The following is a 25,396-nucleotide window of genomic DNA, read 5'->3' on the forward strand; positions in this document are numbered from 1 at the left end:
GATGGCTGACAACACCCAAAGCACTGGCAGCTTCAGCACGCTCGTTGACTGGCAGCGCTGTTCAGCAGAAGAGCAGCGTCAGCTACTGACTCGCCCGGCGATTTCCGCGTCAGATCGCATTACCGCCGTCGTGAGCGATATTCTGACAAACGTGAAAAGCCGTGGTGATAGCGCGTTACGCGACTACAGTGCACAGTTTGACAAAGTTCAGGTCAATGCGATTCGCGTGACCGAGGCCGAGATTGCCGCCGCCGCCGCCCGTTTGGGCGATGACGTCAAACAGGCGATGGCGATCGCCGTGCGTAATATAGAAACATTCCACAACGCGCAAAAGCTGCCGATTGTCGATATCGAAACACAGCCAGGCGTACGTTGCCAGCAACTCACTCGCCCCATCGCAACCGTCGGGCTGTATATTCCTGGGGGCTCTGCCCCGCTGCCGTCAACCGTGCTGATGCTGGGAACACCTTCACGCATCGCAGGCTGCGGTCGCGTGGTGCTGTGCTCACCGCCGCCGATTGCCGATGAAATTCTGTATGCCGCACAGCTGTGCGGCATCAAAGAAGTCTTTCAGCTCGGTGGCGCGCAAGCGATTGCTGCGATGGCATTTGGCACAGAGAGCGTGCCGAAAGTGGATAAAATCTTTGGCCCCGGCAACGCGTACGTCACGGAAGCCAAGCGTCAGGTTAGTCAGCAGCTCGATGGCGCGGCTATTGATATGCCCGCAGGGCCATCCGAAGTATTAGTGATCGCCGACAGCGGCGCGACGCCCGCGTTTGTCGCGTCTGACCTGCTGTCGCAGGCGGAACACGGCCCAGATTCACAGGTCATTCTGCTCACGCCCGACGCAGCAATGGCCAAAGCCGTGGCAGACGCCGTTGAAGACCAGCTCACGCAGCTGTCCCGTGCGGACATCGCGCGTCAGGCACTTGCCAGCAGCCGCGTCATCGTCGCGCGTGATTTAGCACAGTGTATTGAAATCAGCAATCAGTATGGTCCAGAGCACCTGATCATCCAGACGCGCGACGCCGAATCCCTAGTTGATAGCATTACTAGTGCAGGTTCAGTTTTCCTTGGCGACTGGTCACCGGAATCCGCGGGCGACTACGCCTCCGGCACCAACCACGTTCTGCCGACCTATGGCTATACCTCGACCTATTCAAGCCTGGGACTGGCCGATTTTCAGAAGCGCATGACCGTACAGCAGCTCACGCCGCAGGGGTTACTGCAACTGGCGCCGACCATAGAAATATTGGCACAAGCCGAACAGCTGACCGCCCACAAAAACGCCGTTACCCTGCGTGTTGCAGCACTGAAGGAGCAAGCATGAGCAGTATTGAAGAGCTGGCACGCGCCAATGTCCGTGCCTTGACACCATATATGTCTGCCCGTCGTCTGGGCGGTAACGGCGATGTCTGGCTGAATGCCAATGAATACCCTGAAGCACCAGCATTTCAGTTAACGTTACAGACACTGAACCGCTATCCGGAATGCCAGCCAGTCACAGTGATCAGCCGTTACGCCGAGTATGCAGGTGTAACACCAGAGCAGGTTCTGGTCAGTCGCGGTGCTGACGAAGGTATCGAGCTGCTGATCCGCGCGTTCTGCGAACCGGGGAAAGACGCCATCCTGTTCTGCCCCCCAACCTACGGCATGTACGCTGTCAGCGCCGAGACGTTTGGCGTGGAACGCCGCACCGTAGCCAGCAAATCAGACTGGCAGTTGGATCTCAATGCGATTGAAGCACAGTTGGACGGCACTAAGGTCATTTATGTGTGCAGCCCGAACAATCCAACTGGCAACCTGATTGCGCGGGAGGATTTGCGTCAGTTGCTCACACTGGCACAGGGAAAAGCGCTGGTCGTTATTGATGAAGCCTACATTGAATTCTGTCCGCAGGCGACTACCTCGGTCTGGCTGGATGAATTCCCACATTTAGTGATTCTGCGTACCTTGTCCAAAGCCTTTTCACTCGCTGGATTGCGCTGTGGTTTCACACTGGCGAACCCTGAAGTGATTCAACTTCTGCTGAAGGTGATTGCCCCTTATCCGCTGTCCACTCCCGTCGCGGATATCGCGGCACAAGCGCTGAGCCACGACGGGATCGCCAAAATGAAGGCGAATGTTGAGGAGATTACGTCCGCTCGCCGCTGGCTGAGCGATGCCTTAAAAGAGATTCCCTGCATTGAAGAAATCTTCCCCAGCGAGAGTAACTATCTGCTGGTGCGCTTTACCGCCTCCCCCTCTGTATTTAAAACGCTGTGGGATCAAGGCATTATTCTGCGTGACCAAAATAAGCAACCGAGCCTCGCTGGCTGTTTGCGCATTACTATCGGCAACCGCTACGAATGTGAACGCGTTGTTGCTGCATTACAATCATTGCCGGGCATCAACGCTTAATTTTAAGGAGCTCACGTGGGCCAGAAATACCTCTTTATCGACCGTGACGGAACATTGATCGCTGAACCGCCTGAAGATTTTCAGGTTGACCGTCTGGATAAACTGGCGCTGGAACCAGATGTCATTCCCTCGCTGCTGGCGCTGCAAAAAGCCGGTTATACGCTGGTGATGATTACGAATCAGGATGGATTGGGAACCGAGAGCTTTCCGCAGGAAACCTTCGATCCACCGCACAATCTGATGATGCAGATTCTGACATCGCAGGGCATCCGCTTTGAGCAAGTGCTGATCTGCCCGCATTTACCCGCGGATAACTGCACCTGTCGCAAGCCCAAGACCGAGCTGGTGACTGCCTATTTGAACAACGGCCTGATGGATGTGGCGAATAGCTACGTCATCGGTGACCGCCAGACCGATATTCAACTGTCGCAGAATATGGGCATAACTGGGCTGCTCTATCAGCGTGGCGGGCTAAACTGGCAAGCGATTACCAACCAGTTGACCAAGCGTGACCGCCATGCGCACGTCAACCGCGTCACGCGTGAAACCGCGATTGATGTGAACGTCTGGCTGGATCAGGAAGGTGGCAGCAAAATCAACACCGGCGTCGGCTTCTTCGATCACATGTTGGATCAAATCGCCACCCACGGCGGATTCCGCATGAACATTGAAGTGAAAGGCGACCTGTACATCGACGATCACCACACGGTAGAAGATACTGGTCTGGCGCTGGGCGAAGCCCTGAATAAAGCGCTGGGCGACAAACGCGGTATTGGCCGCTTTGGCTTTGTTCTGCCGATGGATGAGTGTCTGGCACGCTGTGCGCTGGATATTTCAGGCCGCCCGCATCTGGAATACAAAGCAGAATTCAGCTACCAGCGCGTTGGCGACCTGAGTACAGAAATGGTCGAACACTTCTTCCGTTCACTGTCTTATTCCATGGCCTGTACGCTGCACCTGAAAACTAAAGGGCGTAACGATCATCACCGTGTGGAAAGCCTGTTCAAAGTCTTCGGGCGCACGCTGCGTCAGGCAATCCGCGTCGAGGGTGACACGCTGCCGAGCTCGAAAGGAGTGCTCTGATGAAGGTCGTCATTCTTGATACCGGCTGCGCTAACCTCTCTTCGGTGACCTACGCCGTGCAGCGGTTGGGGTATACGCCCGTTGTGAGCCGCGAGGCAGAGATTGTCCTGCAAGCGGACAAGCTGTTTCTGCCGGGCGTTGGCACCGCACAGGCTGCGATGAATCAACTGGAAGAGCGCGACCTGATTGCGTTGATCAAAGCCTGTACCCAGCCCGTTCTCGGTATTTGCCTCGGCATGCAGTTGCTGGGCACAAACAGCGACGAAAATGGCGGCATTCCCACGCTCGGCATTGTTGATTCGCCAGTGAAAAAGATGGTTGACCACGGCTTACCGCTGCCGCATATGGGCTGGAATCAGGTCATTCCGAAGGCCGGACATCGTTTGTTCCGCGATATCGATGACGGTGCCTATTTCTATTTCGTTCACAGCTATGCCATGCCGGTCTGCGAAAACACGATTGCCCAAGCCAACTACGGCGAAGCCTTCACCGCCGCGCTGGAAAAAGATAACTTCTTTGGCGTGCAGTTCCACCCTGAGCGTTCGGGTGCGGCGGGCGCGCAACTGCTGAAAAACTTTCTGGAGATGTAGAGCGTCATGATTATTCCCGCATTAGATCTGATTGATGGACAGGTTGTCCGTCTGCATCAGGGTGATTATGGCCAACAGCGCCAGTACGGCAGCGATCCGCTCCCCCGCTTGCAGGATTACCAGCAGCAAGGTGCAGGTGTGCTGCATCTGGTGGATTTGACCGGTGCAAAAGATCCCTCTGCCCGCCAGATTCCGCTATTAACGACGCTGTTGGCTGGCGTTACTGTCCCCGTTCAGATTGGCGGCGGTATCCGCACCGAACAGGACGTGGAAGCGTTATTAAAAGCCGGAGCCAGCCGTGTCGTCATCGGCTCCACCGCCGTTAAGCAGCCGGAACTCGTTCAGCAATGGTTCACCCGCTACGGCGCAGAAGCGCTGGTGCTGGCGCTGGACGTGCGAATCGACGCCAACGGCACGAAGTTCGTCGCTATCAGCGGCTGGCAGGAAAATTCAAACGCCACGCTTGAGCAGGTCGTCGAACAATATCTGCCGTTTGGTCTGAAACATGTGCTGTGCACTGACATTTCTCGTGACGGTACGCTGAGCGGCTCCAACGTCGAGCTCTATCGTGAAATCAGCCAGCGCTATCCGCAGATTGCCTTTCAGGCATCCGGCGGCATCGGTAATCTGACGGATATCGCCAATTTGCGCGGCAGCGGTGTACAAGGCGTGATCGTGGGTCGTGCGCTGCTGGAAGGTAAATTCAACGTCGCGGAGGCTATTTCATGCTGGCAAAACGGATAATCCCCTGTCTGGACGTGCGTAACGGTCAGGTCGTCAAAGGTGTACAGTTCCGCAATCACGAAATCATCGGTGACATCGTGCCACTGGCGCAGCGCTACGCGCAGGAAGGGGCCGATGAGTTAGTTTTTTATGATATCACTGCCTCTTCCGATGGCCGTGTAGTCGATAAAAGCTGGGTATCACGCGTCGCAGAAGTGATTGATATCCCCTTTTGCGTGGCAGGTGGCATTAAAAGCGTGGAAGAAGCGGGTCAAATCCTCTCTTTTGGCGCAGATAAGATTTCCATCAACTCACCGGCACTGGCCGACCCAGAGCTGATTACCCGCCTGGCTGACCGCTATGGCGTGCAATGCATCGTCGTCGGGATTGATACCTGGCACGATGCCGCGACGGGCCGCTACCATGTCAATCAATACACGGGTGATGAAGCGCGGACCAAGGTCACCACCTGGGAAACGCTGGATTGGGTAGAAGAAGTGCAGAAGCGCGGCGCGGGTGAGATTGTCCTGAACATGATGAATCAGGACGGCGTGCGCAATGGCTATGATTTACACCAGTTAAACTTGGTGCGTGATGTCTGTCATGTCCCGCTCATTGCTTCCGGCGGCGCAGGCACCATGGAACATTTTCTGGATGCGTTCCAAACCGCCCACGTTGATGGCGCGCTGGCCGCATCGGTGTTTCACAAGCAAATTATTAATATTGGCGAGCTGAAACAATATCTTAAGCAACAGGGTGTGGAGATTCGAGTGTGTTAAGCGAAGAGTTCTTTCTAAACGACGAACAACGAAACCAACTCGATTGGGAAAAAACGGACGGTATGCTGCCGGTTGTCGTGCAACATGCGGTATCCGGTGAAGTATTGATGCTGGGCTACATGAATCAGGACGCGTTGCAGGCCACGGAAGAGAGCGGCAAAGTGACGTTTTTCTCGCGGACCAAGCAGCGGTTGTGGACGAAAGGCGAATCTTCCGGCCATTTCCTGAATGTCGTCTCTATCACGCCGGACTGCGATAACGACACCCTGCTGATTCTGGTTAACCCTATCGGACCAACCTGCCATCTGGGCACCAGTAGCTGCTTCTCACCTGCTGCCAGCGACTGGACGTTCCTTTATCAGTTGGAGCAACTGCTAGCCGAGCGTAAGCATGCTGACCCAGATAGTTCTTACACTGCGCGTCTGTATGCCAGCGGCACCAAGCGCATTGCGCAGAAAGTCGGTGAGGAAGGATTGGAAGCGGCATTAGCAGCCACGGTGCATGACCGCGAAGAACTGACCAACGAAGCCGCGGATTTAATGTACCATCTACTGGTGCTGTTGCAGGATCAGGATTTAGATCTGGCGACGATTATCAATCGCCTGAAAGCGCGTCACAATAAGTAAACCTGTTCCCCGCGTTATCGATCGCTGATAACGCGGGATAGCCTATACGCTGTCAGATAACCGCGTCATATCGACGGAAGTACGGAGAAGATGCAGGTTATAAACGTAAAAAAGCACCCAAATGGGTGCTTTTATAAAGCTGCTATTTAAGACTAATGATTAGCCGTAAATATTAGCGCGGTCGCGGAGTTCCTTGCCCGGTTTAAAGTGAGGGACGTACTTACCTTCCAACTCAACTTTGTCACCCGTTTTCGGATTACGACCTACACGCGGTGCACGGTAGTGAAGTGAAAAACTGCCAAACCCACGGATTTCAATACGATCGCCTTCGGCTAACGTAGAAGCCATTTGTTCGAGCATTTCTTTCACTGCATCCTCAACCACTTTGGCTGGGATATGAGATTGCTGTCCAGCAAGCCTTTCAATAAGTTCAGACTTGGTCATAGCTCCTCCAAGTGCGGTTATCAATAACCAGGATAACTAACTACCGTTACAAGAATGAGCAACTTGCGCTGCTCATTCTACCGTTGTGATTACTCGCCTTTAGCTGCTTTGAACGCTTCTGCCATCGCGCTGGAGAAATTGTTTTCTTCCGGCTTGTTGTTAACAGTTGCGATTGCATCTTTCTCGTCAGCTTCGTCTTTCGCACGAACAGACAGGCTAACAACGCGGTTTTTACGATCAACACCGGTGTATTTCGCTTCAACGCTGTCGCCAACGCTCAGTACCAGCGTTGCATCTTCAACACGGTCACGTGAAGCGTCAGAAGCACGCAGATAGCCTTCAACTCCGTCTGCTAATTCAACTGTAGCACCTTTGGCGTCAACTGCTGTAACTTTACCAGTAACAATAGCACCTTTCTTGTTAACAGACAGGTAGTTATTGAACGGGTCTTCAGCCAGTTGTTTCACGCCCAGGGAGATACGCTCGCGCTCTGCGTCAACCTGCAGAACAACAGCGGCGATTTCATCACCTTTCTTGAATTCGCGAACGGCTTCTTCGCCAGCCACGTTCCAGGAGATGTCAGACAGGTGCACCAGACCGTCGATGCCGCCATCCAGGCCGATGAAGATACCAAAGTCAGTGATAGACTTGATTTTACCTTCAACGCGGTCGCCCTTGTTGTGAGTTTCTGCGAACAGCTGCCATGGGTTGGATTTACACTGTTTCAGGCCCAGAGAGATACGGCGACGTTCTTCGTCGATGTCCAGAACCATTACTTCCACTACATCACCAACGTTAACAACTTTGGATGGGTGGATGTTTTTGTTGGTCCAATCCATTTCAGAAACGTGTACCAGACCTTCAACGCCTTCTTCGATCTCAACGAAGCAGCCGTAGTCAGTCAGGTTGGTCACGCGGCCAGTCAGACGCGTGCTTTCTGGGTAACGCTTAGCGATAGCGACCCATGGATCTTCGCCCAGTTGTTTCAGGCCCAGAGATACACGAGTACGCTCGCGGTCGAATTTCAGCACTTTAACAGTGATTTCGTCGCCCACATTGACGATTTCGCTTGGGTGTTTAACACGTTTCCAAGCCATATCAGTGATATGCAGCAGGCCATCAACGCCGCCCAGATCAACGAATGCACCGTAGTCAGTAAGGTTCTTAACGATACCTTTAACTTCCATGCCTTCCTGCAGGTTTTCCAGCAGTTGATCGCGCTCAGCGCTGTTTTCAGATTCGATAACTGCACGGCGGGAAACAACAACGTTGTTGCGTTTCTGATCCAGCTTGATAACTTTGAACTCAAGCTCTTTGCCTTCCAGATGCAGCGTATCGCGAACCGGACGAACGTCTACCAGAGAACCTGGCAGGAACGCACGAATGCCGTTCAGCTCAACAGTGAAACCGCCTTTAACTTTACCGTTGATAACACCGGTAACGGTTGCAGCTTCTTCGTAGGCTTTTTCCAGCGTCAGCCATGCTTCATGACGTTTAGCTTTTTCGCGAGAAAGCAGCGTTTCACCGAAGCCATCTTCGATAGCGTCCAGAGCAACGTCAACTTCATCACCAACCTGAATTTCCAGTTCGCCCTGTGCGTTCTTGAATTGCTCTACCGGAATGGCAGATTCAGATTTCAGACCGGCGTCAACCAGTACGACATCTTTATCAATAGCAACAACAACACCACGTACGATGGAACCAGGACGGGTTTCGATTTCTTTCAGGGATTCTTCAAAGAGTTGAGCAAAAGATTCAGTCATGTTTGATAATCTTAAGGGTTTCAATTTAACGTCCATCTGGCATCCTGCTCGATGGGGTTGTTTAACATGCCCCGCTGTGCATCCTTACAGCGAGGTAAAAATTCAGTTTTCTGTGATTACGCTAAAATTTCGCGGGCATAAGCCAACGCGCGCGCTATCACTTCATCGATTGTCATTTCCGTTGAATCCAGCACCAACGCATCGGCAGCAGGCACTAACGGCGCAACGGGGCGGCTGCGATCGCGCTCATCCCGTTCTTTTATCTCAGACAAAAGACGTTCAAAGTTAACATTAAAGCCCTTCCCCTGCAACTGTAGCATGCGACGTTGTGCACGTTCTTCCGCACTGGCATCCAAAAAAATCTTCACGGGTGCGTCAGGAAAGACTACCGTTCCCATGTCTCGGCCATCAGCAATCAGCCCCGGAGCCTCGCGGAATGCACGCTGCCGACGTAATAATGCTTCACGAACGCGAGGAAAAGCCGCAGCCTGAGACGCCGTATTGCCTACCGCTTCAGTACGAATTTCATGGCTAACATCTTCACCTTCCAGAATGACTTTCAACTGCCCGTCTTCTGCGACAAAGCGCACATCAAGATGAGAGGCCAGCGGGACCAGCGCGTCTTCCGAACCGATATCCACATGGTGGTGCAATGCCGCCAGAGCCAAAACACGATAGATAGCCCCCGAGTCCAGCAGGTTCCACTGTAAAGCTTCAGCCAATGCCTTACACAAGGTACCTTTGCCTGCGCCGCTCGGTCCGTCAACCGTAATTACCGGTGCCATCACCGTCATTTATCTCTCCTTTAATACTGGGAAGTTCCGCTTATGCCGTTTTATGGCATCACGGAGCCTTATTATACGCATCAATACAGAGAAAGGTTACCCCAATGCCGGAATGGTGCGAAAAATAAGGCATTCTATGAATGCGTTACGCAATTTCAGAAGAAAAGGTGAGCATAGTTTAGGAGAAATTTGGGGGAAAGTTGATAGCAAAAAGGCACGAAAACCGTGCCTTAGAAGAGGGGGATCAAGCCAGCTCGCTGAGGCGCGCCAGTTGTTCAAAGTAGTCAGGGAAGGTTTTAGCCGTACATTTCGGGTCCAGAATCGTGACGGGGGTATCCGATAGCGCCACTAGCGAGAAACACATCGCCATACGGTGATCGTTATACGTGCCGATTTCTGCCGCTTTCAGCTTGGTCGGCGGCGTAATGCGAATGTAGTCGTTGCCCTCTTCCACTTCCGCGCCAACTTTACGTAACTCAATCGCCATTGCTGCCAGACGATCGGTCTCTTTCACGCGCCAGTTATAGATATTACGCAGCGTGGTAGTACCGCCTTGAGCGAAAAGTGCCGCCGTCGCGATAGTCATTGCCGCATCAGGAATGTGGTTCATATCCATGTCGATCGCGTGCAGTTCACCACGTTCGCATTCGATATAATCTTCACCCCAGCGAACAGTCGCGCCCATCTTTTCCAACACATCAGCAAAGCGGATATCGCCCTGTACGCTATTACGGCCTACCCCGGTCACGCGCACAACACCGCCTTTAATCGCCGCGGCGGCCAGGAAGTAAGAAGCCGATGACGCATCACCTTCCACCAGATAGTCGCCCGGTGAGCGATACTGCTGGCGACCCGCCACGAAGAATTGCTGATAGTTTTCATGACGCACTTCAATACCAAACGCTTTCATCATATGCAGCGTAATATCGATATACGGTTTGGAAACCAGATCGCCCTGAATGCTGATTTGCGTATCCTGCGCGGCCAGAGGCGCAGTCATCAGCAGCGCAGTCAGGAACTGGCTTGATACACTGCCATCTACGCTGATTTCGCCGCCCTGAAAACCACCGTGCAGACGAAGCGGTGGGTAGTTTTCCTGCTCCAGATAGTCAATTTTCGCCCCGCCCTGACGCAGTGCATCGACCAGATGCCCGATCGGACGCTCTTTCATCCGAGGTTCGCCTGTCAGCACAATATCGCCATCTGTCAGACACAGCGCGGCAGCCAGTGGGCGCATCGCTGTACCTGCATTCCCTAGAAACAGCTCCAGCGGTTGCGATGCCGTAAACACCCCACTCAGACCTGTAATCTCACACACGGTACGGTCAGACGACAGATGATATTCCACTCCCAGCGCCGTTAGAGCGGTAAGCATATGCCGAACATCATCACTGTCTAACAGGTTAGTCAGCCGAGTCTTTCCTTCAGCCAAGGCCGCCAGCAAAAGCGCACGGTTAGAGACGCTTTTTGAACCAGGAAGGTTAAGGGTACCGTTAATCAGTTTGATGGGTTGTAGAGTCAGGGATTCCTGCATGTAAAGCCTATTCTTTCAACGTGGACATAAAAACCCCGGAAAGTCCGGGGCTGATCAAAATGTATCGAAGGGCGGTCTTAATCAACCGTGGCGACGCGCGAAGTCAGCCATAAATTCCGTCAGCGCTTTCACGCCTTCCAGCGGCATCGCATTGTAGATAGAAGCACGCATGCCGCCCACTACGCGATGACCTTTCAGCGCGTGCAGACCCGCAGCGACTGATTCCTCTAGGAAGACGTTATCCAGCGCAGAGTCCGCCAGCAGGAACGGCACATTCATGCGAGAACGGTTCGCGACCGCGACGTCATTACGATAGAAACCGTTACCGTCAATCGCGCTATACAGCAGGTCGGCTTTCTCTTGGTTACGTTTTTCCATTTCAGCCAGACCACCGTGCTCTTTCAGCCATTTGAAGACCATGCCGGACAGATACCAGGCAAACGTCGGCGGCGTGTTAAACATAGAGTCATTATCCGCCAGAACCTGATAATCCAGAATCGATGGCAACTCACGGCGCGCTTTGCCCAGTAAATCTTCACGCACGATAACCAGCGTCAGACCAGCCGGGCCGATGTTTTTCTGCGCACCGGCATAGATCACGCCGTAACGGCTAACGTCAATACGGCGAGACAGGATGCTGGAAGAATAGTCGGCGACCACAATTTTATCGCCAAAATCCGGCTCTTCTTCGATCGCAATACCGTCAATGGTTTCATTCGGACAGTAATGTACAAACGCGGCGTCATCAGACAATTTCCATTCACGCATCGGCTTAATGCCGCGCAGATCGCCTACACGCGTTTTCACGTCAATCACGTTAGGTGTGCAGTATTTTTCTGCTTCATTGATTGCGCTGTGTGCCCAATACCCGCCGTCGATGTAGTCGGCCGTTGAGCGTTCGCCCAGGAGATTTAACGGTACTGCCGCAAATTGCGCACGCGCACCACCGTGGCAAAAAAGCACTTTGTAGTTGGAGGGGATTTTCAGCAAATCACGCAGATCTTGTTCGGATTCAGCGGCAACCTGCATAAACTCTTTACTGCGGTGGCTGATTTCCATAACCGATGTGCCCAGGCCATTCCAATTACACAATTCCTGTTCAGCACGACGCAGTACTTCAACCGGCAGCATTGCTGGACCGGCGCTAAAATTAAAAATCTGAGTCATTTCCCCTCACCACACCTGAAAAATAGCGGCTCTTTTTATCACCGTTATTACAAATACCATTTTTATAAACCTGACGGTTATAAAAATACCGCTGTTACAAGATAGTAGTTATAACGGAACAGCCGCCATAACCACACTACTTTTACCCTGCTATCGGTTTTATCACTCGTCAATCGCGGCTGCAACGCTTATTGCGCTTTCATTATGCAAAACGGCACGTTACGCAGTCTGTTCTTTTTCACTGTTGCCGCTCTGTTATGAATAAATAGAGTCTGAACAGAAAAATCCGTATCATGCCGCTTCCGCTAATCTCGATAAGAGTGAACACCATGACTCAAACGTTTATCCCAGGCAAAGACGCCGCCCTGGAAGATTCCATCGCCCGTTTTCAACAACAGCTCCAGGACCTGGGGTTTAACATCGAAGAAGCGTCATGGCTGAACCCGGTGCCAAACGTCTGGTCTGTCCATATTCGAGACCGCGATTGCCCGCTTTGCTTCACTAACGGTAAAGGTGCCAGTAAGAAAGCGGCGCTGGCCTCTGCGTTAGGCGAATATTTCGAGCGTCTGTCCACCAACTATTTCTTTGCTGACTTCTATCTCGGTAAAAGCATCGCTAACGGCGATTTCGTTCACTACCCGAATGAAAAATGGTTCCCTATTCCGGAAGATGATGCGCTACCGGAAGGTATTCTGGATGCCCGTCTGCACCAGTTTTACGATCCTGAGCAGGAACTGAGCGCTAGCGATCTGATCGATCTGCAATCCGGCAATGCCGATAGAGGCATTTGCGCGCTGCCGTTTACGCGTCAGTCCGATCAGCAAACTGTCTATATTCCGATGAACATCATCGGTAATCTGTACGTTTCTAACGGGATGTCCGCAGGTAACACCGCCAACGAGGCCCGCGTTCAGGGGCTGTCTGAAGTGTTTGAGCGCAGCATCAAAAACCGCATCATTGCCGAATCCATCAGCCTGCCAGAAATTCCGCAAGAGGTGCTTAACCGCTACCCAGGCGTGGTCGAAGCGATTGCAACGCTGGAAAAAGAAGGTTTCCCGATTTTCTCTTACGATGCCTCACTGGGCGGGAAATATCCGGTTATCTGCGTGGTGCTGTTTAACCCCGCTAACGGCACCTGTTTTGCCTCCTTCGGCGCACATCCTGACTTCGGCGTGGCGCTGGAGCGTACCGTTACCGAGCTGCTGCAAGGTCGTGGCCTGAAAGATCTGGACGTGTTCACCCCACCGACGTTCGATGATGAAGAAGTTGCCGAGCACGCCAATCTGGAAACCCACTTTATCGATTCCAGCGGTCTGATCTCCTGGGATACGTTCAAGAAAACAGCGGATTATGAATTTGCTGACTGGAGCTTTAAAGGATCGACGGAAGAAGAATTCGCTACATTGATGGCGATCTTCAAGCAGGAAGATAAAGAAGTCTACATTGCTGACTATGAGCATCTGGCCGTTTATGCCTGCCGCATCATCGTACCGGGAATGTCGGACATCTACCCTGCTGACGATCTGTTGCTGGCCAATAACAGCATGGGGGCTCATCTGCGTGACACGCTGCTGGCGCTGCCTGACAGCAAATGGGAAAAAGAAGACTATCTGACTCTGTTGCAACAGTTGGATGACGAAGGGCTGGATGATTTCACCCGCGTACGCGAGCTGCTTGGTATTGCCACTGGCAAAGATAATGGCTGGCTCACTCTGCGCGTTGGCGAATTGAAAGCCATGCTGGCTCTGGCTGGCGGCGATCTGGATCAGGCTCTGACCTGGACAGAGTGGACGCAGGATTTCAACGACTCCGTCTTTACGGCACAACGCAGCAATTATTACCGTTGCCTGCAAACGCTGCTGTTACTGGCGCAAGAGCCTGAACGCGATCCAGCAGAATACTACGATGCCTTTATCAAAATGTACGGCAGTGAGACGGTCGATGCCGCCAGTGCCGCCGTTGCTGGCGAAGCCTGCTTCTATGGTCTGTTTGCCGTGGATGACACCTTTGCTTCTTTACCTGCACACCGATCGCTGCTAGCCGCCTATGAAAAACTGCAACAGGCGAAACGTCGTTATTGGCAAGCAAAATAATGCCAGAGTGATGCAATCAGCACGCATTTTATATCGATGAGTGCGATTGAGTACAAATAGCAACCGAAAAATAGCCCTTTATCTTAAAGGGCTATTTTATTGTCCAAAGGGCAATATTTATTATTCGTAATGCATAATCAGAACATTGTTATTGAATGGTGAAGTTTTAATTAAATTACATCGACAAGGTGGTACTGAAATTCTACAAAACATGATTTTTATTAACGCTAAATCGGTAGGTTTAACGTATGCCATTCAACTCTTTTTGTAAAATTTAAAATATTTTTTCATTATAAAATTCAATAGCTTAACCATAAAACCTCGGTATTCCACCCTCCCCACCAACCTGTTAATTTCTTGCAATATGATCCACGTCAAATTTTACCGTATACTGCTTTGTTAGTATCTCAACGCTGATAATTTTTAAGAGAGAGTTAGTGTGAAAGCTGACAACCCCTTTACTCTATTACTCCCGGCCGCCATGGCAAAAGTTGCTGAAGACGCCGGAGTCTATAAAGCTACAAAACAACCGTGTACGACGTTTTATTTAGCGATCACTGCGGGTGTGTTTATTTCGATCGCCTTCGTCTTTTATATTACGGCTACCACGGGGACCGCGACGATTCCTTTCGGCATCGCGAAATTGATCGGTGGTATCTGTTTCTCCCTTGGCCTCATGTTGGTTGTCGTCTGCGGTGCGGACTTGTTTACCTCAACCGTTCTCATCGTGATTGCCAAAGCCAGTGGACGTATTACCTGGAAACAACTAGCCTGTAACTGGGCAAATGTCTATGTCGGCAACCTGATTGGCGCGCTTTTCTTCGTTGGGCTTATCTGGTTCTCGGGAGAGCACATGGTCGCAAACGGTGCGTGGGGCCTCAACGTCCTACAAACGGCAGAACACAAACTTGAGCACACGTTCGTTGAAGCGCTGTGTCTGGGGATTCTAGCCAACCTGCTGGTTTGTCTGGCCGTGTGGATGAGCTATTCCGGCCGTACGCTTACCGACAAAATGTTTGCCATGATTCTGCCTGTTGCCATGTTCGTTTCCAGCGGCTTTGAGCACAGTATCGCCAACATGTTCATGATTCCTATGGGCATTGTTATCAAAAATTTTGCGGCCCCAGAATTCTGGAATGCAATCGGAATGGTGCCGTCTCAGTTTGAACATTTAACCGTTAGCCACTTTATTACCAATAACCTGATTCCCGTCACCCTGGGGAACATCATCGGCGGCGGCGTAATGGTCGGTTTGACATATTGGGTAATTTATTTGCGCGGTGGAGACAAGCACCACTAAGGTGCAATCGGCCGCAACGTCGGGTTTTAAGAAATCCATATCAAAGGTAGGTGTAAAATGACCGAGCTGAATGAAAAATTGGCCAATGCATGGCAAGGCTTTAGCAAAGGTGAATGGCAGGATAACGTCAACGTTCGTGACTTTATCCAGAAAAACTACACGCCGTATGAAGGTGATGAGTCTTTCCTGGCTGGCGCAACCAAAGCGACCTCAGCGCTGTGGGACAGCGTCATGGAAGGCATCAAACAGGAAAACCGTACTCACGCGCCTGTTGATTTTGATACCAATGTTGCTGCAACTATCACGTCTCACGATGCGGGATACATCAACAAAGGTCTGGAAAAAATCGTTGGTCTGCAAACTGATGCTCCGCTGAAACGTGCGTTAATTCCGTTCGGCGGCATCAAAATGGTTGAAGGCTCATGCAAAGTTTACGGTCGTGAACTGGATCCTCAACTGAAAAAAATCTTCACTGAATACCGCAAAACGCACAACCAGGGCGTGTTCGATGTTTACACCCCAGATATCCTGCGTTGTCGTAAATCAGGCGTTCTGACTGGTCTGCCAGATGCCTACGGCCGTGGCCGTATCATCGGTGACTACCGTCGCGTTGCGCTGTACGGTATCGACTACCTGATGAAAGACAAATTTGCTCAGTTCACTTCTCTGCAATCAAAACTGGAAAACGGCGAAGATCTGGAAGCAACAATCCGTCTGCGTGAAGAAATTGCCGATCAGCATCATGCACTGAGCCAAATTAAAGAAATGGCAGCTAAATACGGCTGTGATATTTCTGGCCCAGCAGCGACAGCTCAAGAAGCCGTACAGTGGACTTACTTCGGCTACCTGGCTGCAGTGAAATCACAGAATGGTGCAGCAATGTCCTTCGGACGAGTTTCCACCTTCCTGGATATCTACCTTGAGCGCGATCTGGCAGCAGGCAAAATCACTGAGGAAGAAGCTCAGGAAATGATTGACCATCTGGTCATGAAACTGCGTATGGTGCGTTTCCTGCGTACGCCTGAGTATGATGAGCTGTTCTCTGGTGACCCAATCTGGGCAACAGAATCTCTGGCAGGTATGGGGCTGGATGGTCGTACTCTGGTGAGCAAAACCAGCTTCCGCTTCCTGAACACCCTGTACACCATGGGGCCGTCTCCAGAGCCAAACATGACCATTCTGTGGTCTGAAAAACTGCCACAAAGCTTTAAAAACTATGCGGCTAAAGTCTCCATCGATACCTCTTCTCTGCAATACGAGAATGACGATCTGATGCGTCCTGACTTTAACAACGATGACTACGCCATTGCTTGTTGCGTAAGCCCGATGATCGTTGGCAAACAAATGCAGTTCTTCGGTGCCCGTGCAAACCTGGCGAAAACCATGCTGTACGCTATCAACGGCGGCGTGGACGAAAAACTGAAAATGCAGGTTGGTCCGAAATCAGAACCGATCAAAGGCGACGTTCTGAACTTCGACGAAGTGATGGAGCGTATGGATCACTTCATGGATTGGCTGGCTAAACAATACGTCACCTCTCTGAACATCATTCACTACATGCATGACAAATACAGCTACGAAGCGTCGCTGATGGCACTGCATGACCGTGACGTGTTCCGTACTATGGCGTGTGGTATCGCTGGTCTGTCTGTTGCTGCTGACTCCCTGTCTGCCATCAAATATGCCAAAGTTAAACCAATTCGTGATGAAGATGGCCTGGCTATCGACTTTGATATCGAAGGTGAATATCCACAATTCGGTAACAACGATTCTCGCGTAGATGAACTGGCTTGTGATCTGGTTGAACGTTTCATGAAGAAAATTCAGAAACTGAATACCTACCGTGGCGCAACACCAACGCAGTCTGTTCTGACCATCACCTCTAACGTGGTATATGGTAAGAAAACGGGTAACACACCAGACGGTCGCCGCGCAGGTGCGCCGTTCGGACCAGGTGCTAACCCAATGCATGGTCGTGACCAGAAAGGCGCAGTTGCTTCTCTGACTTCTGTTGCCAAACTGCCGTTTGCTTACGCGAAAGATGGTATATCTTATACCTTCTCCATCGTCCCTAACGCATTAGGCAAAGACGACAACGTGCGTAAAGCTAACCTTGCCGGCCTGATGGATGGTTATTTCCACCACGAAGCCAGCATCGAAGGCGGCCAGCACCTGAACGTTAACGTCATGAACCGTGAAATGCTGCTTGATGCGATGGAAAATCCGGAGAAATATCCGCAGTTGACTATCCGTGTATCTGGCTACGCAGTGCGTTTCAACTCACTGACGAAAGAACAGCAACAAGACGTCATCACCCGTACTTTCACACAGTCAATGTAATTTCCATGACTGTCTGAAAAGGCGTAAAATAAAGGCTCCACGTCAGTGGGGCCTTTTTCTCACCCTCGCTTGTCGTTCAGATTGTTAGCCTGTTTTGCCAGCCCGCTATGTTGCCCTCATTATGTGGATGGCTCGCAAAACAGATTCGACGCAGCATCTGTCACACGGTGTTCTTCTGTCAGAAACTTTTGTCAGAGCAGCATCTGCCTTCTTATGACTGCGCTCATAAAGACCGCTATTGTTCGGTCAACTTTGGAGAAAACCTCGCAATGTCACTTATCGGTCGCATCCACTCCTTTGAATCCTGTGGCACCGTCGATGGCCCAGGCATCCGTTTCATCATCTTCTTTCAAGGCTGCCTAATGCGCTGCCTGTATTGCCATAACCGTGATACCTGGGATACGCACGGCGGTAAGGAAGTGACGGTTGAAGAACTCATGAAAGAAGTCGTGACCTATCGCCACTTTATGAATGCATCCGGCGGCGGCGTAACGGCATCCGGCGGCGAGGCCATTCTCCAGGCCGAATTTGTGCGCGACTGGTTCCGTGCCTGTAAGGCAGAAGGTATCAATACCTGTCTCGACACCAATGGCTTCGTGCGTCGTTACGACCCCGTCATTGACGAGCTATTGGATGTTAGCGATTTAGTGATGCTCGATCTGAAACAAATGAATGACGACATACACCAGAATTTAGTGGGTGTATCCAATCACCGTACTCTGGATTTCGCTCGCTATTTGGCAAAGCGCAACCAGCGTACCTGGATACGTTATGTCGTCGTTCCCGGCTGGTCTGACGATGATGCGTCCGCACACAAGCTGGGCGAATTCACCAAAGATATGACGAACATCGAGAAAATTGAGCTTCTCCCCTACCATGAGCTTGGTAAACACAAGTGGATTGCGATGGGTGAAGAATACAAATTAGACGGCGTTAAACCGCCGAAGGCAGATACGATGGATCGCGTTAAATCGATTCTTGAAAGTTATGGTCACAAGGTCATGTACTAACTTCTGACGCTTTCTGGAAAAAATAGCGCGCTCACGGCGCGCTATTTTCATTTTGGCAGGTAAACAATCTCTGCAATGTTACTACGCTGCGCTAAGCCAGATTTCCTGCTGCCTTGATTTTCACCTGTACCGCATTCCCTGGCAGATAAGCCAACGGAATTTCCTGATAGTCGATGATTTCAACACTGCCCGGCCTAGCCCCCATCTCTTCTGCAAGACAAATGGTTTGCTGCTGCAATTCGTTTTTTATCTTTTCACGATCGTTATCCGGCATTTTAACCACACGTTCGATCTGTGCGCCCACCGCCCCTAACGCCACACCAACCGCATTGGCCGCATCAAAGTTCTGCGGACGCATGACCTGACTGACACCAGATAAAACGTCAGGCAGTAAAATGCTGCCACCGCCCACAAGCACTGCAGGGATTGCTGCGCTTGACGATTTAATCCGGTCGATAGCGCTTTCCACTTTCTCAATCATCTGGCGATAAGCCTGCTGGCAAAATGCATTATCCAGCTTGGGTAGCGGACGAGGAAGATCCGCAATCCATCGTTCACGATGTAGTTGTAGCATGATATCGCTGAGCGTTAATGTCTCCCCGCCAAAGCTGACGCCCTGCTCAAGCAGGCGATAGCCGACACTGTCAGGTCCAAGGGTAAGCTTTCCATCCTGAGACTGCCGCACACAGGTTCCACCGCCAATGCCGATAGAAATAATGTCCGGCATTCTGAAATTCGTCCGTACATCGCCAACTTCAACGGCGATTGCCGATTCACGCGGGAAGCCATTCACCAACACGCCAATATCCGTTGTCGTGCCACCAACATCGATAATCAACGCATTATCCAGCCCGGAAAGGTGGCACGCTCCGCGAATCGAGTTCGTTGGTCCACAGGCCATCGTCAGAATAGGGTATTGCTTCACCATACTCTCGGACATCAATGTGCCATCGTTTTGCCCGAAGAATGGCGCAGCCTTGATGCCATGCCGGACTAGCGCTTGCGTAAAGCCGTTAACAAAGCGGTTCGCGGTGCTTTGCAACGATGCATTCAGGATCGTCGCGTTTTCCCTTTCCAATAATCCCGTGCTGCCTATCCGGTGGGATAACGACACGGAAACCTCTGGCAATGCCGCATTCACCCACTGGGCGACCAGCAGTTCCTGCTCATTATTTACGGGAGAAAATACGCCACAGATAGCCACGCTATCGACATGCCCGCGCATCTTGTCACAAACCGCGAGCACTTCATCCCGCAGTACAGAATGAATCTCTCGACCATCAAACTCATAGCCGCCATGAATCTGGTAGAAATGCTCACCTAATGTCCTTTGCCACTCATCATCCCAGCCAAACAGCGGCGGGACGCTATCGCTACTTGGCAGGCTCAGGCGCAATAGTCCAACGCGATCAAGCCCTTTCCGCTCAACAATCGCATTGGTACATTGGGTTGTGCCCAACATCGCATAGCGAATATGCTGCGGTGCGATGCCAGACTGCACCAATACTTCCGCAATCACCTTTTCGATGCCGCTGTAGATATCCAGACTGGTCGGAAATTTGGCCGTCGCGATACAGCGTAGGTCTGCATCTAAAATTGCCGCATCCGTGTTGGTGCCGCCGACATCAATCCCGAGTCGGTAATCATTTTTATGTAACATCAGGAAAGCCTCAGCGATTTGCAAGCCGTTCTATCGACACATACTGCACCGGATAACCGAAATACTCCGGCCCCGCAACGTCAATCCCTTTTGGCGTTCGCCACTTGTCATTGCACGGATAGGCAATCACATCAACTCGCTGCCCATAACGTAAATGTTCCGTGATGATCGGACGTCCGGTTTCACTATCTACTATGGAGATTAAATCAGGCACAACGGCCAGCAGATTATCCTGCGTAGGATCTTTCACCAGTGATGAGCGATAAGCGAGCAATAACTCATTCTGGAAAAGCACCGTAAACGACTCGCCTTTGTCGTTTCCCATACCATCCAGCACCACTTTGCCCCGAGCAAAACCGCCGGCTGTGCGCCGGGCTACATCAACAATCTTTCCTGATGCAACGATATGGCCATTCAACACTGTGAGTAGAGACTGCACTGGATGGCTGCCCGACTTGTGAGCCAGACGAAGCATTCTTCCGATATCCTGCGCTAGCGTCAGCGTTCCTTTGATGGCGCTACGCTTGAGTTGACTACCGCGCAATGGGTAATCACACATGGCGCAGGTGGCTCCCATTTGTTCCACAATTGAGCGGGCCAACCGTTCCGACCACGTACCATCAATGGGATTAAGGATGACTGCATTACCTTTCTCATCCGCCAATGTATTCGGAGCAGAGGTTAAATCATCGAGAAAAAAGGTCACCATCTGCGCTTCGGGGAAGGCTCTCCCCATCGCGTCACAATCGATAACAGGTAACCCTTTTGCGGCCGCAACCACTAATGGTATTAACGAATTGATGCCGCCGACTTCGATAGAAAAAGTCCCAGTCGCTGATTCAGCGAGATAATTCTCCATTGTTTCAAATGCCAGAAGAATTTGCCGCGGTGAAATAATTTTTTCCACAGAGACTGTCGGCGCCCCCATCGTACTGCATGGGATAAAAAGATCGTTATCATTTACGTCATCCAAATTGCATAACGTTACGGGTTTCCCGTGGCGCAAAGCATTTTTTGCAATTAACGATCCCAAATAAGGATCCCCACCGCCGCCAGTGCCAAGAATTGAGGCTCCCAGCGCGATGTCATCAATCATTTCAAAATCAATATAGCGGACCATTACTTATCCAATACCCACTGAGCAACCTAGGATTTAGAGTGCGGGTGGGAAGACTCCACCAACTGCGGGAACATTTTCCGCATAACGATATACATCACAAGGCTGATTATTATGCCATCCAGCGTAGAAACAGATGTGATCGTAAACAAATCAAAAAAATCTGTAGCGGTTAATAAGCTGGCAGAACTGCCACATAACCATGCGATAGAGGCACAAATATTCAGTAATGGTGGTTGTGATGCATCCTGCTTTAGACGCGAAGAGTCAAAAAAGTAATATTCAGCAAGGTAAACCCCTGCAATAGGGGAAATCAGGACACCCAGTAACGACAAAAACTGAGTAAAATTATTAATCATGCCGTTATAAGCCAGAAACAGACCAGCAAATGCCATCAATATAACTAATATTGGCCGGGATATTACTCTGACAACAACAGAGAGGCCTAATGAGGCTGAAATTAAATTAGAACTATTCGTCGTCCATTGCGCGAAAATTAAAATCACAATCGCTGAAACACCGAGCCCTATAGTAAAAAATATTTCGACCAAATCGTCACTACCAACCATACGGGTCAATATGAGTGCGACAAGAATCGTTGCACTGTTTCCCAGTAAGAACCCCAAGCCTGAGCCTAGTATGGCATCTTTACGTGTTCTGGAATAACGTGCGATATCAGGCGACATGATACTTGCCGCTACTATCCAGATAGACACCACGTAAGAAATAGCACTCCCTAAGCTTATCGGGTTTTTAATGACAACTTCGGTAGGAGAAGAATGACCATTAGCCGCAAGATATATTCCTGAGACGATGAGTATAAGCATTAACGGGACACTTAATGCGCTTAGTTTCCCTAAAGCCCTAACGCCCCAAATGGCCGTCGATGCCATTAGTGCCATGCCAAAAAGCAGGATAAAAAAGCGCCCAGGTTCCAGTTGATAATGTGACAGTGCTTTTTGCAGCATCACACCAAAGAAATCGAGTTGAAAGGCAAACCACCCAACCAGTGAAATAGCGGAAAATATGCCAATCAGTTTCCCACCTAATCGCCCAAAAACGGAGATACTTAGTAGTGTGGTTGATAACCCACATCCATAGCCAACGTTCGCACATAAGGCAGCAAGCACACCCAGCAAGGCTGAGCCAATAAGCGTGGCGCTAACAGCCTGAGAAAATGATAATCCACTACTTAGAAAAGATCCTAGAAACAAACCAGAAATATCGATCCCTATAGCCAGCCATATCAAGGTAATGACATACCAGCTTTTTCTGGCTTCGGCAGGGACAGGTTCGTATTCGTAATCATAGATTTGCCGCTCCTGTTGTTCTTTTTCAGGCACAGCATTCCCTTGAGACATAATTCCTCCATTAAATAAGCAGCAAATAATTATTGTATCGTTGTGATATTTTATAGAGGTTGTTTGGTGACGTATAGAACAATGGTGTCGCCAGCAAGCTAACGACACCATTGTGCTTTATGAAAGGCCCTGATGTGACGCATAAAACCACACTTTTGTGGCAACCACATCAACGATGTGGCGTGACAATAAGATAAATGGGTTTCATATCGATTAATACAGATATATTTTGATGTTAACATTCAGAGATGTAATGTATGCGAAGGACATGCTATGCGCTTAGATAAACTGGAGATCCGCTGGTTAAAACTTTTTTGCAAAATCGTTGAAAAAAAAGGAATTACTAATGCACAATCCGCAACAGGCTTAAGCCAACCCGTCCTAAGTCACTACCTGTCTCGACTTGAAGATACACTCGGGCTTGTTTTGTGTGAACGTGGCAGAGGGGGGTTTGCCTTAACAACTGAAGGTGAAGTTGTCTATCAGGAAGCAAAATCTGTCATTTCCACGCTCGATGATTTTGCTAACAGGCTAGCCCGTATCAAACATCAACTGATAGGTAAGGTAAAATTAGGCTGTTTGGATAATATAGCCACACACCCGAATAACGTTGTATCAGAAGCGATATCTCATCTTTATGACCAAAGCCCAGATGTCAATGTCGAAATCGAAATTATGGAATACCTTCCGCTCATGGAGCGGTTAAAAAACGGTCATCTCGATGTTGTTCTAAGCGCCCTACCCGATGACATTCCCGCAGACATTTTTTATCAGCCTGTCTTTGTTGAACACAGCTATTTTTATTCTCTAGCAGAAAATGCTGAAACGATCGAACGTGAATGGCTCAATGGTGAACTAAATCCTCGCAGGCTGTTAATTGGCGGACACGCCGTCAACGAGATATCTAAACAACTAGGCTCGGTATCAAAGCAAGGTTACCACCAGACAGCCTGGCATCTTGAAGGCAGCCTGTTACTTCTGCTAGCAGGAACCCATATTGGTTTTCTCCCCGACCATTATGCAGCATCCTGGGTGGAAAAAGGGAGGCTTGCAGCAGTTGCTCCAGATCATTTAAAGCTCACCAGCATATTTTATCTGGTGCGAAACGCAAAACAGCGCCTTAGCCCAGTAGCCGAAGCGCTGTGGAATAACATGGTAGAAGCTGGACAAAGTTCGTTAGCCAGCCTTGATATCGTTAGCTCAGGCAGCAGCTAATGGCGTTGGATGATGATCGGCTTTTCTGAGCAACAGCATCAGGTAGATCATGGCGACAACTGCGATCAATACAAACAGCAATCGATCGGAGTAGTTCTGCATCAACACCGCAGCGACGCTTGGCCCGCAAAGACTGCCAAGCGTGTAGCTGAGGAGCAGAGCCTGATTCATCGCGACCAGTTCATCAGGGCGCACTTTTTCACATGCCCACGACATGGCAACAGGGTACAGCGTAAACCCTGCACATCCCAGCAGGAACAGCGACAGAGCCATGGCATAGTGGCTAATACTTAACATCGCAATACAGCCAATAATCACCACAAAGACTAATACCCGCAGAACCAGCAACCGCCCATAACGATCGGCCATGCGTCCAACAGGCCATTGACCGATGATACCGGAGCTGATCAGCAGCGCCATCCAGTATCCAACCTGCGCATCATTCATTCCCTGATGGGAGAGATACAGCGGCATCAAGCCATACAGCGATCCTAAAATGACACCGGAAATGATACAGCCGTGTACGCCTAAGCGGGCACTGCGATACGTCAGCATTTTCCACATATTGACATGCTTTTCGTGTTGTTCTGGCGGGGCGGGAAGACGAGTGAACAACAGTGGTAATACCGCTAAAATAACCAATGCGACTATCCACGGCAACACGCTCAACAGTGACGTAGGTAACACGCCAAGCAGAAGCTGTCCAATCACACTGCCGAGGTAGTAAGCGATCATATAAGCAGCCAGCAGTTGCCCTCTCTGCGTCGGCGTTCCGCTGCATAACAAGGCGCTTTCGACCACAACCCAGATTAATGCACAGCCGATCCCCGCAAGAAAACGCCATAACAGCCAACTGCTGATATCCGGAGAAATACCGAGGCCAACGATCGCGATACCAAATAATAAAGCCGCGAAATAATAGCTACGGTTAAACCCATAAAGTTTGATTAATTTACCAGCTAGTAGCGTTCCAACCAGATTGCCGCCGAAGTAGGATGAACCAACAAGGCCAACCTGCCAGACAGGAAGAGATTGATAACTCAGCCAAAGTGGCACCAGGGTATTTAATACCGCAATACAAACCGTCAGCAGCAAAAGTCCGCAGAGCAATAACAGCACTGGGCGGGAATAAGCAGACATAGCGAAGTGGATAACCAAACAACCGGAGAAGAGTGAGCGCATCATGCCACTGCGTATATAAAAGTCAATCCGAGCAAAAAGTGCTAAAAGCCCTTTCTCAAATTATGGATTGAAAGAATTAATCAACACAAATAGGAAGCCCGCTACGCTTAAAAACAGAAAGCCGCTACTCCGCTGATTTTAAATCAGTTTTAACTTAAAATTTCAGTAACGCGGGTTGTTTAAGGGGGAGAGATTATTTTTACGATGAAAAAATATTACCGAAC

At 50.5% G+C, this 25,396-nt stretch carries 21 protein-coding genes; 12 read left to right on the forward strand and 9 right to left on the reverse strand.

From position 1 onward, the window contains the following. Nucleotide 1 precedes the first annotated feature (1 nt). The 7 genes from hisD to hisIE all read left to right on the forward strand — a co-directional run bounded on the left by hisD (nt 2) and on the right by hisIE (nt 6,201). Entirely contained in the window at nt 2-1,330 is a 1,329-nt protein-coding gene (hisD, locus tag EO763_RS12770) for a histidinol dehydrogenase (protein ID WP_161529169.1), read from the forward strand. Next, entirely contained in the window at nt 1,327-2,400 is a 1,074-nt protein-coding gene (hisC, locus tag EO763_RS12775) for a histidinol-phosphate transaminase (RefSeq protein WP_161529170.1), read from the forward strand. Before hisD ends, hisC begins: the two co-directional genes overlap by 4 nt. A 15-nt stretch (nt 2,401-2,415) precedes the next feature. After that, on the forward strand, nt 2,416-3,483 hold the full coding sequence (gene hisB / locus EO763_RS12780; RefSeq protein ID WP_161529171.1) for a bifunctional histidinol-phosphatase/imidazoleglycerol-phosphate dehydratase HisB: 1,068 nt from the start codon (nt 2,416-2,418) through the stop codon (nt 3,481-3,483). Then, complete coding sequence (hisH, locus tag EO763_RS12785) at nt 3,483-4,073, forward strand: imidazole glycerol phosphate synthase subunit HisH (RefSeq protein WP_010301044.1); 591 nt, start codon at nt 3,483-3,485, stop codon at nt 4,071-4,073. Before hisB ends, hisH begins: the two co-directional genes overlap by 1 nt. 6 nt (nt 4,074-4,079) lie before the next feature. Beyond that, nucleotides 4,080-4,817 (forward strand): 1-(5-phosphoribosyl)-5-[(5-phosphoribosylamino)methylideneamino]imidazole-4-carboxamide isomerase, encoded by a 738-nt coding sequence (gene hisA / locus EO763_RS12790; protein WP_010301046.1) that lies wholly within the window; start codon nt 4,080-4,082, stop codon nt 4,815-4,817. Beyond that, nucleotides 4,799-5,575, forward strand: coding sequence for an imidazole glycerol phosphate synthase subunit HisF (hisF, locus tag EO763_RS12795; RefSeq protein WP_010277156.1), 777 nt, complete (start codon nt 4,799-4,801; stop codon nt 5,573-5,575). The genes hisA and hisF overlap by 19 nt, the downstream gene beginning before the upstream one ends. A 62-nt stretch (nt 5,576-5,637) precedes the next feature. Then, complete coding sequence (gene hisIE, locus EO763_RS12800; protein ID WP_043901981.1) at nt 5,638-6,201, forward strand: bifunctional phosphoribosyl-AMP cyclohydrolase/phosphoribosyl-ATP diphosphatase HisIE; 564 nt, start codon at nt 5,638-5,640, stop codon at nt 6,199-6,201. Nucleotides 6,202-6,360: 159 nt separating this feature from the next. Here the strand turns inward: hisIE and ihfB are convergent, their stop codons facing one another. The 5 genes from ihfB to serC all read right to left on the reverse strand — a co-directional run bounded on the left by ihfB (nt 6,361) and on the right by serC (nt 11,894). After that, the gene (gene ihfB, locus EO763_RS12805) at nt 6,361-6,645 is read right to left on the reverse strand and encodes an integration host factor subunit beta (RefSeq protein WP_005967571.1); all 285 of its coding nucleotides are present in this window, start codon (nt 6,643-6,645) and stop codon (nt 6,361-6,363) included. A gap of 89 nt (nt 6,646-6,734) precedes the next feature. Continuing rightward, nucleotides 6,735-8,408: a 30S ribosomal protein S1 gene (rpsA, locus tag EO763_RS12810; RefSeq protein WP_167521841.1), complete on the reverse strand. Its 1,674-nt coding sequence runs from the start codon at nt 8,406-8,408 to the stop codon at nt 6,735-6,737. Nucleotides 8,409-8,524: 116 nt separating this feature from the next. Continuing rightward, nucleotides 8,525-9,202: a (d)CMP kinase gene (cmk, locus tag EO763_RS12815; protein ID WP_010277170.1), complete on the reverse strand. Its 678-nt coding sequence runs from the start codon at nt 9,200-9,202 to the stop codon at nt 8,525-8,527. Nucleotides 9,203-9,437: 235 nt separating this feature from the next. Next, nucleotides 9,438-10,727 carry a 3-phosphoshikimate 1-carboxyvinyltransferase gene (aroA, locus tag EO763_RS12820; RefSeq protein ID WP_161529173.1) on the reverse strand — a complete coding sequence of 430 codons (1,290 nt, stop codon included), beginning with the start codon at nt 10,725-10,727 and terminating at the stop codon, nt 9,438-9,440. Nucleotides 10,728-10,808: 81 nt separating this feature from the next. Next, entirely contained in the window at nt 10,809-11,894 is a 1,086-nt protein-coding gene (gene serC, locus EO763_RS12825) for a 3-phosphoserine/phosphohydroxythreonine transaminase (RefSeq protein ID WP_161529174.1), read from the reverse strand. 329 nt (nt 11,895-12,223) lie between these two features. On the opposite strand from serC, the gene ycaO reads away from it, so the two are divergent. The 4 genes from ycaO (at nt 12,224) to pflA (ending at nt 18,637) form a co-directional block, all read left to right on the forward strand. Then, nucleotides 12,224-13,987 carry a 30S ribosomal protein S12 methylthiotransferase accessory factor YcaO gene (gene ycaO, locus EO763_RS12830; RefSeq protein ID WP_103940575.1) on the forward strand — a complete coding sequence of 588 codons (1,764 nt, stop codon included), beginning with the start codon at nt 12,224-12,226 and terminating at the stop codon, nt 13,985-13,987. A 439-nt stretch (nt 13,988-14,426) separates the two neighbouring features. After that, on the forward strand, nt 14,427-15,287 hold the full coding sequence (focA, locus tag EO763_RS12835) for a formate transporter FocA (protein WP_161529175.1): 861 nt from the start codon (nt 14,427-14,429) through the stop codon (nt 15,285-15,287). Nucleotides 15,288-15,344: 57 nt separating this feature from the next. After that, on the forward strand, nt 15,345-17,627 hold the full coding sequence (gene pflB / locus EO763_RS12840; RefSeq protein ID WP_039489860.1) for a formate C-acetyltransferase: 2,283 nt from the start codon (nt 15,345-15,347) through the stop codon (nt 17,625-17,627). A 269-nt stretch (nt 17,628-17,896) separates the two neighbouring features. Then, on the forward strand, nt 17,897-18,637 hold the full coding sequence (gene pflA / locus EO763_RS12845; protein ID WP_010277183.1) for a pyruvate formate lyase 1-activating protein: 741 nt from the start codon (nt 17,897-17,899) through the stop codon (nt 18,635-18,637). 91 nt (nt 18,638-18,728) lie between these two features. Here pflA and EO763_RS12850 read toward each other — a convergent pair whose 3' ends face one another. From EO763_RS12850 to EO763_RS12860, 3 genes are read right to left on the reverse strand one after another with little or no spacing between them, the layout of a single operon-like run. After that, the gene (locus EO763_RS12850; RefSeq protein ID WP_161529176.1) at nt 18,729-20,297 is read right to left on the reverse strand and encodes a hydantoinase/oxoprolinase N-terminal domain-containing protein; all 1,569 of its coding nucleotides are present in this window, start codon (nt 20,295-20,297) and stop codon (nt 18,729-18,731) included. Between the two features lie 10 nt (nt 20,298-20,307). Continuing rightward, complete coding sequence (locus tag EO763_RS12855; RefSeq protein WP_161529177.1) at nt 20,308-21,417, reverse strand: DUF917 domain-containing protein; 1,110 nt, start codon at nt 21,415-21,417, stop codon at nt 20,308-20,310. A gap of 26 nt (nt 21,418-21,443) precedes the next feature. Then, nucleotides 21,444-22,775: a cytosine permease gene (locus EO763_RS12860; protein ID WP_161529178.1), complete on the reverse strand. Its 1,332-nt coding sequence runs from the start codon at nt 22,773-22,775 to the stop codon at nt 21,444-21,446. A 273-nt stretch (nt 22,776-23,048) separates the two neighbouring features. On the opposite strand from EO763_RS12860, the gene EO763_RS12865 reads away from it, so the two are divergent. Beyond that, on the forward strand, nt 23,049-23,990 hold the full coding sequence (locus EO763_RS12865) for a LysR family transcriptional regulator (RefSeq protein ID WP_039489868.1): 942 nt from the start codon (nt 23,049-23,051) through the stop codon (nt 23,988-23,990). Here EO763_RS12865 and EO763_RS12870 read toward each other — a convergent pair. Continuing rightward, entirely contained in the window at nt 23,976-25,130 is a 1,155-nt protein-coding gene (locus EO763_RS12870) for an MFS transporter (RefSeq protein WP_161530389.1), read from the reverse strand. The genes EO763_RS12865 and EO763_RS12870 overlap by 15 nt on opposite strands. Nucleotides 25,131-25,396: the final 266 nt, after the last annotated feature.

Source organism: Pectobacterium odoriferum, assembly GCF_009931295.1.
Taxonomy (GTDB): domain Bacteria; phylum Pseudomonadota; class Gammaproteobacteria; order Enterobacterales; family Enterobacteriaceae; genus Pectobacterium; species Pectobacterium odoriferum.